Here is a 14,348-nt window from a genome sequence, read left to right as displayed (position 1 = left end):
CGGTCAGATTCCGGGCCGGGGCGGTCAGATTCCGGTCTGGCCGATCAGCGCGCCGACGCCGAAGGTGATCGCGGCGGCGGCCCCGCCGAACACGAGCTGCCGCAGGCCGCTGAACCACCACGACCGCGTCGTCACCCGGGCCACCAGCGCTCCCGCGCCGAACAGGCCCAGCGCCGACAGGATCGCGGCGGGCCACAGGTTCTGCGCGCCCAGCAGGTACGGCAGCACCGGCAGGACGGCCCCGACCGCGAACGACACGAACGACGACCCGGCCGCGACCAGCGGGGACGGCAGGTCGCCCGGCGCGACGCCCAGCTCCTCGCGGGCGTGCACCTCCAGGGCGTCCTCCGGGTTGCGCGACAGCTGCCGCGCCACCTCGGCGGCCGTGGCAGGATCCACGCCGCGTCCCTCGAACACGGCCGCGAGCTCCCGCTCCTCGGCCGCCGGATGCCGGGCCAGCTCCAGCCGCTCGATCTCGATCTCCGCCTGCGCCAGCTCCGACTGCGAGGCGACCGAGATGTACTCCCCCGCCGCCATCGAGAACGCCCCGGCGGCCAGCCCGGCGAGCCCCGCCAGCAGCACCACGTGCTGCGACGCGCTGCCGCCCGCGACCCCGGCGATCAGCGCGAAGTTCGAGACCAGGCCGTCCATCGCGCCGAACACCGCGGGCCGCAGCCAGCCGCCCGTCACGTCCCGGTGCTGGTGGTGATGCTCCGCCACCGCGCCGGTCTCCTCGGTCGTCACTCCCCCCACGCGTGCGACCTTACTTGGCGTCCCGGACAGGTTCGCCCTTGCCCGTCCCGGCCTCGTCGTCCGCGCCGTCCTCGGCCTCGGCCTCGGCCTCGGGCTTGGGCTTGGGCTCGGGCTTGGGCTCGGGCTTGGGCTCGGGCTTGGAGTCGTCCGGGTCGGCGGCGGGCTCGGCCGCGTCCTCGGCGTCGGTCTCGCGGCGAGTTTCGGACACGTCGGACGAAGACTTCGGCTGCCCCTCGGAGGCGGCCTCAGGGACCCTGTCCACGTCCTTCTCTGTGGCGGGCTCCTCCTTGCCTTCGGCGGACGCGAGACGCGCCTCAGAGGCCTCCTGAGCCGCATTCTCCGGCTTCTGGGGCGACGTCGGCTCCTCGCCCCGCACGTCCTCAACACTGGGTTCGGACGGCTCGACGCGCGCGTCCTCGGCGTCGTTTTCGGTCGCCTCGGCGCGCGCGGCCTCTGCGTCCGGCCCGGGCGCCTCGACGTGCGTGGCTTCAGCACCGGTCTCCGGCGCCACGGCGTGCCCGGTTTCAGCGTTCGGCTCAGCCGCCTCGACGTGCGTGGCCTCGGCGCCGCTGTCGGCCGCCTCGACACGCGTGCGCTCGGGCGACTCAACGTGCGTGGGTTCCGCGTCAGTCTCGGACGTCTCGGCGCCAGCGACCTCGGCGTCAGTCTCCGGCGCCTCGACGTGCGCGGGCTCGGCGTCGGCCTCGGACTCATCGACACGCGCGGGCTGGGCGTCGGCCTCGGACTCATCGACACGCGCGGGCTCGGCGTCGGTCTCGGACGGCTCGGCGGGCGTGGGCTTAGCGTCGGGCTCGGACAAGTCGGCGCGCGTGGGCTCGGCGTCGGGCTCGGACGGCTCGGCGTCCGTGGCGGTCGCGGCGTCGTCGGGGACGGCCGGGACGGGACGTCCGACCGCCTCCGGGCCGGTCTTGGTGCGCGCCCAGTACAGGTAGCCGACCGCGCCGAGGAAGACGACGATCGACGTCCAGTCGTTCAGCCGGAGTCCGGCGACGTGGTGGGCGTCGTCGATGCGCAGCGCCTCGATCCAGAAGCGTCCGGCCGTGTAGGCGGCGATGTAGAGCGCGAAGGAGCGGCCGTGCGTGAGGTTGTACCGGCGGCCCGCCCAGATCACCAGGACGGCGACGCCGACGCACCAGATCGACTCGTACAGGAACGTCGGGTGGTAGGTCGCGACGTCGGCGTACTTCGGGTCGAGCGTGCCGTCCGCGGTGCGCGGCCGGTGCGCCTGGTCGATCTTCAGCGCCCAGAACGTGTGCAGGGGGCGGCCGTAGAGCTCCTGGTTCCACCAGTTGCCCCAGCGGCCGATCGCCTGGGCGAGGGCGATGCCGGGCGCGATGGCGTCGCCGAGCGCGAGCACCGAGATGCCCCGGCGGCGGCATCCGATGATCGCGCCGACCGCGCCGAGCACGACCGCGCCCCAGATGCCGAGGCCGCCCTCCCAGACCTTCAGCGCGTTGACCGGGTCCTTGCCGTCCCCGAAGTAGCGCTGGTAGTCGGTGATCACGTGGTAGAGCCGCCCGCCGACCAGGCCGAACGGGACGGCCCACACCGCCACGTCGATCACCGTCCCGGGCTGGCCGCCCTTGGCCGCCCAGCGGCGTTCGCCGAGCCAGACGGCGATGACGATGCCAAGGATGATCATGAGGGCGTAGGCGCGGATCGGGATCGGCCCGAGGTGCCAGACGCCCTGGGAGGGACTCGGAAGGAAGGCCACCGGCTGCATGAGCGTTGACGTTACCGCGTCCGGAGGGTACGGGGACGCACGTCCCACGCCGAACACCCGATCGCCGAATCTTCCGGACGGATCGGATGCCGGACGGCGGCGGCAGCCCCCTCCTCCACCGCCGTCCGAACCCCCTGGGCGACCGCCGACCACCTACCACCCCGCGCCTCTACAGCCGCCCAACAACGCCACACGCCCACTTACATGTCGGACGCCTGTGCGTCTGCATGACCGCGACCCGGTGCGTTCGCTCGCTTCTGCGGGTGCCTGCCGGGCGACTTCTAGTCGGCTTGGTGGCGGTGTGCCGGGTGTCGTTCGCGGGCTTCTCGGGGTTACTTGGCCGCGGCCTGGTCGACGGCCTTCGTCAGGGACTCCGCGCTGTTCACGGTGGTGAGCTGCTTGCCGTCGAGGAACATCGTGGGCGTGCCCTGGACGCGCCGGTTGACGAGGGCGTAGGTGGTCATCCGGGCTACCTGCGCCTTCTTCTGCATGCCGCGGACGCACGGCTCGAACTTCGGGTCGGTGACGCCGAGCTGGCGGCCCCACATCACAAGTTCGTCCGGGGAGAAGCCCTTCGTGCCCTCCGCCGGCTGCGCCTTGTAGAGGGTGTCGTGGTAGGAGAGCCACTTGTCGGCCGGGACGCACAGGGCCGCGTTCGCGCCGCGCTCGGAGTTGCCGCTCAGCGGTTCCTGCTGGAACAGGTGGAACGGCCGGTACACGAGCTTGAGCCTGCCGTCGGCGGCGAGCTTGCGCATCGTGCCGCCGAGGGACGTCTCCAGCGCCTTGCACGCCGGACACTGGAAGTCCTCGAACAGCTCCAGGACGGGCTTGGACACCTTCGTCCTCCCCATCGTGACCGACCCGTCGGCGTGCCGGGCGACGGGTGCGGACGGCCCGCTGTAGGACACGGCCTCGGTCTTCACGCTGCGCCCCTCGTCGTCCTTCTGCCGCGCCACGACGATCACCACGACGGCGACGGCCACCGCCGCGGCCAGGACTCCCGCCACGATGGCGAGCAGCCTGGCCCGCCGGGCCCTGACGGCCTGCGCCGCCCGCTCCGCCGCGAGCCGCTCGCGCGCCGTCCGCGTGCTGTCGGTCTTGCTCATCGATCCCCCGATCGGCTTCTCCTTGCGCTGACGCTTGGAGAGCGTAGCGTCACACAGAGTGACTTGCCGTCATCACGGCGGAACCGGGAGGGAAACCGGCGGGGCGAATGCGGACGGCCGGTCACCTCGGACGCTGGGCGTGCGCGAGGTGACCGGCCGGTGCGCCGAACACTCAACCGAAAGCTCGACCGAACAATCGATCCAGAAAGCTCGGCCCGAACATCCAAACCGGACGATCGGAGCGAACGATCAGGTGTCGATCAGGCGCTCAGCAGGGCCTTCTGCAGGGCGGTCGGGTCGAACATGGCGTTCTGGTCGACCGGCTTGCCGTTAACCAGGATGGACGGGGTGCCCGCCTTGCCGCCGAACTTCTGCTGGAGCGTGTTCAGACCGTCGTCGTTGTTCTTCTTGACCTGCGTCTTGTACTTCTGGTCAGAAACGCACTTGTCGTAGTCCCCGGAGGCGCCGGCGGTCGCGCCGAACTTCTTCAGCGTGTCGATCGAGAGCGCCTTACGCTCGTCCGGCTGGTTCTGGTAGGCCACGTCGTGGAACTGGAGGAACTTGCCCGCGTCGGCGGCGCACCAGCCCGCGACGGCCGCGCGCGGCGAGCCCTCGGGGTTCACGAACGACAGGATGTGGTACTTCACCGTGATCTTGCCGTCGGCGGCGAGCTTCTTCACCGTGTCGCCGCTGGCCTTCTCGAACTCCTTGCAGATCGGGCACTGGAAGTCCTCGTAGAGGTCGACCGTGGGGCCCTTGGCGTTGGGCTGCGCCATCGTGACGGTGCCGTCCGCGGCGACCTGGACCGGCGCGGTCGCGCCCTTGTACAGGTTCGCGCTGACCTTCTTGTCGTCCCCGCCGGAGTTCATGGCGACGACGGTGACCACGACGGCCACGGCGACCACGACCACGGCTCCCAGCACCGCGGCCAGCAGGCGGACCTGCTTGTTCCGCGCCTGCTGACGCCTGCGCTCCTCGGCCAGGCGCTCCCGGGCCGACCGCTCCCGTGCGGCCTTGCTCATTGGTGTTCTCCTAGGGGTGGAGGTGCTGCTCTTCGGGCTTCCAGGGGGCTAGTCGACCTGGCCGAGCCGCCTGAACTCGTCGGCCAGGACGAGGATGAAGAGCAGGATAGTGATGATGTGCACCCCGGTGCACCACAGGCAGATCTTCTCCAGCACGGCGAGCTCGACCGTCACCAGGTAGACGATGAAGACCACGCCGAGCGCGGCCGACCCCAGCCGGGACCAACGGAACAGCGGGGACGAGGAGTTCAGCGCCCAGGGCGTGATCAGCACCGCGAAGCCCACGAAGAACAGCAGCCCGAGCAGCGGCAGCGGAATGCCGACCAGCTTGGAGTACTTGCTCGTCGTCACCGCGTGGCAGTCGACCGTGGCGTTCGCCGAGCAGATCAGCGCCTTCTCGTGGTAGTGCGTGTAGGTCAGGTAGATCGAGATGGCGAGCCCGGCCAGCGTCAGCGGCCAGGCCAGCGCCGGAAACCAGCGCCCGCCGCCGGACCGTGCCGGTGCGGCGTCCGCGCGCGCCGCCGTCTCTTGCGTCATCGGATGATCCTTCCACGACCGCCCGTCTGGGGCCGCCCGTCCAGGGCCGCCCGCCGCACCGGGTCACGGCGGGCGAACACACCTTACGGGAGTGGGGCCGAACTCATCAGCATGAACCGGCGGGGCGCCGGGCGGAGTTCCCGATCATGGCGACGAGTTCGGCCGATGTGCGCTAAGCGTGCCGTCCTGCCAGGTGGACGGCGCTTCCGGAGCCCCGTGAACGGCCGCGCCGGTCCGCACCGTCCCGTTTCGGACGGCACGAACCGGCGAAGCGGACTCCTCAGAGCCGGCACCACACGAACCGCTGAACCGGACCGCCTCAGAGCCGACACCGCACGCCCTGGCGAAGTGGGCGCCTCAGAGCCGGCACCGCACGCCCTGGCGAAGTGGGCGCCTCAGAGCCGGCACCGCACGCCCTGGCGAAGTGGGCGCCTCAGAGCCCGCGCGAACCAGTGGAGCGGGCGGTCAGAGTTCGCGTCGGACGCCGCGGGCCAGTTCGGCGGTCAGGGCGCGGACGCCGGCGAGGCCGGCGGCGGCGTCGGGCGCGTTCAGCAGGCGGCGGACGAACGCCGAGCCGACGATCACGCCGTCCGCGAAGCCGGCGACCTCGGCGGCCTGCGCGCCGTCGCTGACGCCGAGGCCGAGGCCGACCGGGAGGTCCAGGCCCTGCTTGTCGATGATCGCGCGGGTCCGCTCGACCAGGCGCGGCGCGCCGGTGTCCACGGCGGTGCGGGCGCCGGTGACGCCCATCAGGGACGCCGCGTACACGAACCCGCGGCACGCCGAGGTGACCTTCTCGATCCGCTCGTCGGTGGAGCTGAGCGCGACGAGGAACACCTTGTCCAGGTCGTGCGCCTCGGCGGCGGCCAGCCAGTCGCCGCCCTCCTCCGGGGTGAGGTCCGGCGTGATCAGGCCGGTGCCGCCCGCCGACCTCAGGTCGCGGGCGAAGGCGTCCACGCCGTACCGGTCGACGGGGTTCCAGTAGGTCATGACCAGCGTCGGGACGCCGGTCGCGGCGACGGCCTCGACCGTCCGGAACACGTCGGCGACGCGGACGCCGCCGACCAGCGCCTGGTGGACGGCGTCCTGGATGGTCGGGCCGTCCATCATCGGGTCGGAGTACGGCAGGCCGATCTCGATGACGTCGCAGCCCGCCTCGACCATGGCCCGGGCGGCGTCGATGCCGCCGTCCACGGTCGGGAACCCGGCGGGCAGGTAGCCGACGAGCGCGGCGCGTCCCTCGGCCTTCGCCTTGTCGTAGGCGGTCTTGACGCTGCTCACTTGGCCTCTCCTTCCGGCATCAGGCCGAAGTGGCCGGCGGCCGTGTGCATGTCCTTGTCGCCGCGTCCGGACAGGCAGACCACGATCGTGGCGTCCGGGCCGAGCTCCTCGCCGACCTTGATCGCGCCCGCGAGCGCGTGCGCCGACTCGATCGCCGGGATGATCCCCTCGGTGCGGCAGAGCAGCGAGAACGCGTCCATCGCCTCGTCGTCGGTGATCTCGCGGTACTCGGCGCGTCCGGTGTCGTGCAGCCAGGAGTGCTCGGGGCCGACGCCGGGATAGTCGAGGCCGGCGGAGATCGAGTGCGTCTCCATCGTCTGGCCCTCGGCGTCCTGCAGCAGGTAGGTGCGCATGCCGTGGATCACGCCGAGCGAGCCGCCGACCAGCGTGGCCGCGTGCTTCCCGGACGCGACGCCGTCGCCGCCCGCCTCGAACCCGAACAGCTTCACGCCCTCGTCCGGGACGAACGCGTGGAACATGCCGATCGCGTTGGAACCGCCGCCGACGCAGGCGACGACCGCGTCCGGGAGCTTCCCGGTGAGGGCGAGGCACTGCTGCCGGGCCTCCACCCCGATGATCCGCTGGAAGTCGCGGACCATCATCGGGAACGGGTGCGGCCCCATGACCGACCCGATCACGTAGTGGGTGCTGTCGACGGACGCGACCCAGTCGCGGAACGCCTCGTTGCAGGCGTCCTTGAGGGTGCGGCTGCCGGTCCTGACGGGCACGACCTCCGCGCCCAGCATCCGCATGCGCGCGACGTTGAGGGCCTGCCGCTCGGTGTCGACCTCGCCCATGTAGACGGTGCAGTCGAGGCCGAGCAGCGCGGCGGCGGTGGCCGTGGCCACCCCGTGCTGGCCCGCGCCGGTCTCGGCGATGACGCGCTTCTTGCCCATCCGGCGGGTCAGCAGCGCCTGGCCGAGCACGTTGTTGATCTTGTGGGAGCCGGTGTGGTTGAGGTCCTCGCGCTTGAGCAGGATCCGGGCGTTCCCGGCGTGCTCGGAGAACCGCTTCGCCTCGGTGAGCAGGCTGGGACGTCCGGCGTAGTTCGCGAGCAGGTCGTCCAGCTCGGCGGTGAAGGACGGGTCGGACTTGGCGGCCTCGAACTCGCGGGTCAGCTCGTCCAGCGCGGCCATCAGGGCCTCGGGGGCGAACCGCCCGCCGAACGCGCCGAAGTGGCCGGTCGCGTCCGGGACCGGCGACCCGGACGACAGGGACGTGTGCGAGGGGACGCCGGAAGCGCCGCGCGCGGCGTCGATGGTCATGGGGTTGTCTCGTCTCTGGGTGAGAGGGCTCGTCTGGTCAGTGAGATGCCGGACGAGCGCGCCATCGTTCGCGCAGCGGTTCAGCGAGCATGCCCGTACCCTACCGTCCCCGCCCCGGCCGCACCGCCGACAGCCCCCACATCAAACCCCTCCCCCGCCTCCCCGCCGCGGCCCGCCCGACCCCCTGCGGCTAGCGGCGGGAACGGACGCCGGAGACACGCGCGGACGCCGGCGGCATGCGCGAACACCGGGGGCACGCACGGACACCGCGGGCACGCACGGACACCGCGGGCACGCACGGACACCGCGGGCACGCACGGACACCGCGGGCACGCACGGACACCGCGGGCACGCACGGACACCGCGGGCACGCACAGACACCGCGGGCACGCACAGACACCGCGGGCACGCACAGACACCGCGGGCACGCACAGACACCGGGGGCAAGCGCGGACGCCGGGGGCATGCGCGGACGCCCGGCTCTCTGGTGGGAGCCGGGCGTCGGAAGGACGGTGCGTGCTCGGGGGTCAGCCGCTCTGGCGGAGGGCCGGGTGGGCGCCGGCGGCGACGAGGTCGGCGACGGCGGAGCGGGGGTCGCGGCCGATGACGAGGCTCTCCCCCACCAGGACGGCGTCCGCGCCGGACGAGGCGTAGGCGAGCAGGTCGTGCGGCCCGCGCACGCCGGACTCGGCGATCTTCACGATGCCCGCCGGGACGCGCGGCGCGATGCGGCCGAACGTGTCGCGGTCGACCTTGAGCGTCCGCAGGTCGCGCGCGTTGACGCCGATGACCTTGGCCCCGGCGTCGACGGCCCGGTCGACCTCCTCCTCGGTGTGCACCTCGACCAGCGGCAGCAGCCCGATGGACTCGGCGCGCTCGACCAGCGAGACCAGCGCGTCCTGCTCCAGGGCGGCGACGATCAGCAGCGCGACGTCCGCGCCGTACGCGCGGGCCTCCCACAGCTGGTAGGAGGTGACGATGAAGTCCTTGCGGAGGATCGGGATGTCCACGGTCGCGCGGACGGCGGCCAGGTCGTCCAGGCTGCCGCCGAACCGGCGCCGCTCGGTCAGCACGCTGATGATCTTCGCGCCGCCGGACTCGTAGTCCCCCGCCAGCGCGGCGGGGTCGGCGATCGCGGCGAGCGCGCCCTTGGACGGGCTGCTCCGCTTCACCTCGGCGATCACCCCGACGCCGGGGGCGCGCAGCGCCGCCAGCGCGTCCCGGGGCGCCGGCGCCTTCGCCGCCCTGGCCTTGAGGTCGTCGAGCGACACCGTCCGCTGCCGTTCGGCGAGATCGGCCCGGACCCCCTCGATGATCTCGTCCAGCACGCTCACGCCGTGCCCACGCTCGCCCTCGGTCACGCAGGAGCCCCCTATTTTCCGGTCGATCCGTGCCCCGATCGTAGCCTCACCCACCGACAGCGCCCGCACCCGGGGCTGAGCTCGGAACCGGCCGTCCGACCCCATTCAATCCCTAACCTGCCGCTACGGCGCCAAGGCGTGCGCGAACGGCAGGTTCCGGACGACCCAGTACACGAGGAGCACCCCGACGAGCCCCGCCAGAACCCCGCGCCGCAGCAGCACGGAGGTGACGGCCTCCCCGCGCGCCGCGCAGTACGTCCAGCGCGCCCAGAGGTAGACGGCGGGCGGTAGCAGGAGGAACGCGAGCGGATTGAGCCCGAACGCCGTCCCGACATGGCCGTGCGTCAACGAGTTGACCATGCGCAGCCCGCCGCACCCCGGGCAGTAGTACCCGGTCAGGAACAGGAACGGGCAGGTCGGATAGTGCCCCGGCGAGTGCGGATCGACGAACGTCACCACGACCGTCGCCGCCGCGGCCGTCCCGAAGACGGCCAACGGCGCCCGCAGCCGCCTCCTCCCCGAAGGCGCCGGCCGCCTCACCGCGTCCACCACGTCAGGTCTCCCCTGGCTCACCCCACCACCCTAAGCCGCCCTCATTCCTGCCCGAAGAACCCGCAACGCTTCGCTCGCAGCGTCCAATCCGCTACGTACTGGTACCTGGCCGCGCAGCAAGACTCCGCGGCGCGATCAGGCCACCCGGCGCTTCCGAGCGGCACGACCACTCGAAAGGCCGGGGCGGGGGGCTCGCGGCACGCTCCGGGAGCCTGTTCGAGGACGGGCGTCGTTGCCCGACCGCAGCAGTAACCGAGGAAGGGGCGAGCCGTCCGAGACGTCCTCACACGGACGGACAGCGGAAAAGAACAGCGCGCAGGGCGCGCGGCGCAGCGGGATGCGGCGGGTTTGAGGTTGAGCCGGCAGCCGACACCTCGGGAGGCTCGCGCCGCCCAACGCTTCCTCGCGCGGACGGAAAGCGCGGGCAGCGCGGACAAACACTGCCGCCGAACAGGGACGACGCGGCGGAGTGAGCGGAGCGGGCGCGGCAGGGCGGGGACGCAGCGAGGTACGGCCCGGACGAGGCACCGCGCGGGCGCGGCGCGACAAGAGCACGGCGCGAGCGCTGCGCGACACGAGCACGGCGTGGGCGCGGCGCAGACGGGGACGCGGCGCAGGCGCGGCACGGGCACGGCGCAGACGGCGACGCGGCGCAGGTGCGGCGCGGGCACGGCGCGGGCACGGCGTGGGCGCGGCGCAGACGGGGACGCGGCGCAGGTGCGGCACAAGCGCGGCGCAGACGGGGCGCAGGGCGCAGACGGGGACGCGGCGCCGAAGGGGCACGGCGCGAGGTGGTGGGGTTAGGGGTCGAGGCGGTAGCCGACGCCTCGGACGGTGCGGATCGGGCTGGCGTCGCCGAGTTTGGAGCGGAGCTGGGCGATGTGGACGTCCACGGTGCGGCTTCCGGCGCCCGCGCCCGGGCCCCAGACCGACTCCAGGAGCTGCTCGCGGGTGAAGACGCGGCCGGGGTTGCGGGCGAGGTAGCCGAGCAGGTCGAACTCGGTGGCGGTGAGGGCGACGTCCGTGCCGTTCGCCTCGCAGGTGCGGGCAGCGGTGTCGAGGGTGAGCGCGCCCGCGCGCAGTTCCTGCGTCCTCTCGGACGAGCCGCGCCGCATCGCGACCGCGACCGCCTGCACGAGTGCGCGCGGACCGAACGGGCGGTCCACGCGGTGCGGGCCGAGGTTGCGCGCGAGGGCCGGGTCGAGCGGGCCGACGACCGCGACGACCCGTCCGCCGGACGACCCTGGCCGGAGGACCATCGCCTGGACGACCCGCCGGTACAGCTCCACGGGCAGCGCGGCCAGGGACAGGTCGAGCACCACGACGTCCGGGCGCAGCCGCGACGTGGCGTCGGGGGCGCGGGACGGGTCCGGCTCGACCTCGACCCGGTAACCCTCGCGGGTCAGGCACCACCGCTGGAGCCCCGCCACGGCCGGATCGTGCTCGACGACCAGGACGAGTTCCCCCGCGCCGCCGGTCACGTCCTCACCGGCGCCGCTCGGCCGCGTCGTCGGCGTCCTCTGCGTCGGTGGCCGTCGGGTCCTCGCCGCGGTCGAGGGACTTCCAGAGGGCGGACGCGTCGTCGGCCGGCCCCGTCTCGGCCGCCTTCCCGCCGCGTCCGGCCGCCACCGGCTTGGTGGCCTGCTCCGGACGCGCGTACCGGGCGGACAGTCCCGGCCAGCGCGAACCGCGCACCAGAACGATCAGCCCCGCCACGGTGAGCAGCACCCCGCCCGCCATCGACAGGCCCCACCACGGCTCCACGTGGACGACCGGATGCGCGCCGAGCTTCATCAGCGCGCTCTTCTCCCCCGCGACCTTCGCGACGTGCGCGGGCCGAGACGCGGTGACCGAAGCGGCCACGACACCGACGCCGAACAGCGCGAGCAGCAGCCCGACCGCCGCCCGGACCCGTCCGGACGTGGCGAACAGCGCGGCGAGCCCGGCGAGCCCGGCCCAGCCGAGCGCGGACGCGAACTGTCCGAGATCATGGCCGGACAGGTGCTGGGTGAACGGGGTGATCGCGTCCTGCGCGCGGACAGTGGCCCAGTGCCGCCCGGCGGCGAGCAGCGTCAGCCCGGCCCCGGCCGCGCACACCAGGGCCGCGACGCCGCGTTCCCGGGCGGGGGTCACGACTGCCCGGCGGGCCGTTCGCCGACCGCGGCTTCCAGGACGTCGGCGTCGAAGCAGGTCCGGTCGCCGGTGTGGCAGGCCGCGCCGACCTGGTCCACCTTGACCAGGATCGCGTCCTTGTCGCAGTCGAGCGCGACGGACTTGACCCACTGCTGGTGGCCGGAGCTCTCGCCCTTCACCCAGTACTCCTGGCGGCTGCGCGACCAGTAGGTGGCGCGCCCGGTGGTGAGCGTGCGGTGCAGCGCCTCGTCGTTCATCCAGGCCAGCATCAGCACCTCGTTGGTGTCGTACTGCTGGACGATGGCGGCGACGAGCCCGTTGGCGTCGCGCTTCAGCCGCGCGGCGATCTTGGGATCGAGGTTCGACTCGGAAGGGGCAGCGGACATGCGCCCCATTCTGCCGCAGCCCCCGCCCCACCCGCGTCCAACCCCCGCCTACGCCCCCGAGAAGACCCCTGACCGCTCCGAAACAGCGCGGCGCCGCAGTGCAACGCGCTGCTTCGGGGCAGAACACAGCGCGACGCGGCGGGAAGCTGGAGTGCAGCGGGGCCGAGCGTGGCCGCAACGCGACACGGGGGGACGTGGCGCGCGCGGTGGACGCGACGCGGTTGAAACACAGCGCGGCCCGGAGGCGCGGCGCGAAGGCGCGGCGGGGTTGCGGCCCGGTGGCTCACCGCGGGGGCACGGCGCGGAGGCACGGCGCGGAGGCACGGCGCGGAGGCACGGCGCGGAGGCACGGCGCGGAGGCACGGCCCGGTGGCGCGGCGCGGGGTGGGAGGCGGGGTGGGGTGGAAGGCGGCGCGGGGCGGGGGTAGGTGGGGGAACGCAGCGCGGCCCGCGTTCCGGGAGTGGAACGCGGGCCGCGCGGACGACTGCGGGTGTTACAGGGGGACGACCTGGTCGGCCTGCGGACCCCGGTTACCCTGCGTCACTTCGAACTGGACGCGCTGGTTCTCGTCCAGCGAGCGGTACCCGGAGGTCTGAATCGCCGAGTAGTGCACGAAGACGTCGGGGCCGCCGCCGTCGACGGCGATGAAGCCGAAGCCCTTCTCGGCGTTGAACCACTTCACGGTGCCCTGCTGGGGCATGTCTTTCTCCTTGCGGCAAAACGTGGGCCCACACCTCGCGAGCCCAGCGCGGCTGCTAGCGGAACGCTCTCGCCGCCGGGATGGTCCCGGAAAGCCAAAACGCCCGCTGCCATCAGTCCGCGGGCGTCCGTACAAACGATCGAGAACCACGACTGCAACCGACCGCTCCACAGTATCACCGGATCCGCGCAAAACGCAGGAGCCGCAACCCATTCGATCGAGACCCCGACCGTCGCCGGCCCGCGCCGCACATCGGGGCAACACCTGACGGACATCCGTCGATCCGAGTTCGGCGCTTGTTCGGCCCCGCGGAGAACGCGGATATCCCCTGGCCATCGGGGAGATTCGCGCGATTCCGCCGTGCCCGGGCGGCGCCTCCGGGCACGGGACCGAACGGCGTTGCCAAGCGGACTCGCCGATTCGTAAAGACTAAGAAGTTCCGCCGAGAGCGGAGAGCGCGAGCGGGCCGGAGCCCGTTTCGGACACCGGCGCCTCTCGGCGGGACCGGGGACGGAAGGGTCCGGGGGCGGACAGTCGGGCACGCGGGGCCGATCGATGCGGCACACCAGGAGATACCGAACCTCTGGAACCTCTGGAACCACCCGCGTCACGCGCCGTCCCGATCGGATATCGCCGTAACCACCCGATCCGGTTCCGCCGCAACCAGATCGGCGCGGCCTCCGGGCATCGGACGGTGACACGCGCCTCACTCCCGGCCGACAGGGCCGGGCTGTCCCCGAGGGATACATTTTTAAGGACATAGTGGGCAATTTTTATGCGTTCTCGACGAGTTTCTCTCCCGCGAGCGCGCGCCCAACCTGCACCGGACGGTCTACGTGCACGAGCCATGTCCCGGAGGTGAACAAAGAAGTCGGCGCCGTTCTCCTTTTATTGGCGGCGCCCGACGAAGCGAAGCGAAGACGAGCGGCGCGACCCCGGCCAACGGTGTCGCCGGACTTCTGCTCGGACAAGCAGGACGAACCCCCCAGCCTAAACCCGTCCAGGACCTGTCGCGCCCAGCCCCCGCCCCGCGCCGACCCGCCCGCGCCGCCCCGCCCCGCGCCGCTCCGCTCCGCCGCACGCCGCCCAACCCGCCGCACCGCCCCGCACCCTTACGCCCCTCACCTCATCACGCCCCACCCGCGCCCTCTGCCCAGCCCCTCATCCCGCCGCGTCCTCTCCCTTGCCAGGCCCATCCCCTCGTCCGATCACGCCACGCTCGCATCTGGCCTTGCCGCGTGGCGTTCTGGTTGGGACGTGGCGCGTCCGGGTGTCGCGGCTCGTATCTCGTCGCGTCCGCCTGCTGGGGGCGCGGTTCCTCTTGCGGCCGGGGCTTCACGGGTGGGCATCAGCGCATCGGATCGGCGGCGGGGCACACGGAGGCGGCGCGGGATGGCCGGGATTCGGTCCGCGGGCCTGGATGATCTTGCCGGGAATACCCGATACGCCCGGATGGTAGGGATAGTCGCGCCCCGAAACCCTCCCGACCTTAGGAGCCCCCGTGCCA

General features: G+C 72.7%; 13 protein-coding genes. All 13 read right to left on the bottom strand.

The window, feature by feature from the left end:
• Window positions 1-24: 24 nt before the first annotated feature.
• Window positions 25-753, bottom strand: a complete 729-nt coding sequence (locus tag ACFPCY_RS11790; protein ID WP_378254255.1) for a VIT1/CCC1 transporter family protein — start codon at window positions 751-753, stop codon at window positions 25-27.
• Window positions 754-763: 10 nt separating this feature from the next.
• Window positions 764-2,497 carry a prolipoprotein diacylglyceryl transferase gene (gene lgt / locus ACFPCY_RS11785; protein WP_378254253.1) on the bottom strand — a complete coding sequence of 578 codons (1,734 nt, stop codon included), beginning with the start codon at window positions 2,495-2,497 and terminating at the stop codon, window positions 764-766.
• A 332-nt stretch (window positions 2,498-2,829) separates the two neighbouring features.
• Window positions 2,830-3,603: a DsbA family protein gene (locus tag ACFPCY_RS11780; RefSeq protein WP_378254250.1), complete on the bottom strand. Its 774-nt coding sequence runs from the start codon at window positions 3,601-3,603 to the stop codon at window positions 2,830-2,832.
• A gap of 260 nt (window positions 3,604-3,863) precedes the next feature.
• Entirely contained in the window at window positions 3,864-4,625 is a 762-nt protein-coding gene (locus ACFPCY_RS11775; RefSeq protein ID WP_378254248.1) for a DsbA family protein, read from the bottom strand.
• Window positions 4,626-4,673: 48 nt separating this feature from the next.
• Complete coding sequence (locus ACFPCY_RS11770; RefSeq protein ID WP_378254246.1) at window positions 4,674-5,162, bottom strand: vitamin K epoxide reductase family protein; 489 nt, start codon at window positions 5,160-5,162, stop codon at window positions 4,674-4,676.
• Between the two features lie 465 nt (window positions 5,163-5,627).
• The gene (gene trpA, locus ACFPCY_RS11765; protein ID WP_378254245.1) at window positions 5,628-6,443 is read right to left on the bottom strand and encodes a tryptophan synthase subunit alpha; all 816 of its coding nucleotides are present in this window, start codon (window positions 6,441-6,443) and stop codon (window positions 5,628-5,630) included.
• Window positions 6,440-7,708, bottom strand: coding sequence for a tryptophan synthase subunit beta (gene trpB / locus ACFPCY_RS11760; protein ID WP_378254243.1), 1,269 nt, complete (start codon window positions 7,706-7,708; stop codon window positions 6,440-6,442). Before trpB ends, trpA begins: the two co-directional genes overlap by 4 nt.
• A gap of 527 nt (window positions 7,709-8,235) precedes the next feature.
• Window positions 8,236-9,042, bottom strand: a complete 807-nt coding sequence (gene trpC / locus ACFPCY_RS11755; RefSeq protein WP_378255128.1) for an indole-3-glycerol phosphate synthase TrpC — start codon at window positions 9,040-9,042, stop codon at window positions 8,236-8,238.
• Between the two features lie 150 nt (window positions 9,043-9,192).
• On the bottom strand, window positions 9,193-9,642 hold the full coding sequence (locus tag ACFPCY_RS11750) for a DUF2752 domain-containing protein (protein ID WP_378254241.1): 450 nt from the start codon (window positions 9,640-9,642) through the stop codon (window positions 9,193-9,195).
• Between the two features lie 779 nt (window positions 9,643-10,421).
• Window positions 10,422-11,102, bottom strand: coding sequence for a winged helix-turn-helix transcriptional regulator (locus tag ACFPCY_RS11745; protein WP_378254240.1), 681 nt, complete (start codon window positions 11,100-11,102; stop codon window positions 10,422-10,424).
• 4 nt (window positions 11,103-11,106) lie between these two features.
• Window positions 11,107-11,754 carry a Trp biosynthesis-associated membrane protein gene (locus ACFPCY_RS11740; protein ID WP_378254239.1) on the bottom strand — a complete coding sequence of 216 codons (648 nt, stop codon included), beginning with the start codon at window positions 11,752-11,754 and terminating at the stop codon, window positions 11,107-11,109.
• Window positions 11,751-12,149, bottom strand: coding sequence for a phosphoribosyl-AMP cyclohydrolase (gene hisI / locus ACFPCY_RS11735; protein ID WP_378254237.1), 399 nt, complete (start codon window positions 12,147-12,149; stop codon window positions 11,751-11,753). The genes ACFPCY_RS11740 and hisI overlap by 4 nt, the downstream gene beginning before the upstream one ends.
• 485 nt (window positions 12,150-12,634) lie before the next feature.
• Entirely contained in the window at window positions 12,635-12,841 is a 207-nt protein-coding gene (locus ACFPCY_RS11730; RefSeq protein ID WP_117359821.1) for a cold-shock protein, read from the bottom strand.
• Window positions 12,842-14,348 lie beyond the last annotated feature (1,507 nt).

Origin of the sequence: Actinomadura gamaensis (genome assembly GCF_042652125.1) — a bacterium.
Lineage (GTDB): Bacteria > Actinomycetota > Actinomycetes > Streptosporangiales > Streptosporangiaceae > Spirillospora > Spirillospora gamaensis.
This window is presented reverse-complemented; position numbering and strand designations above follow the sequence as displayed.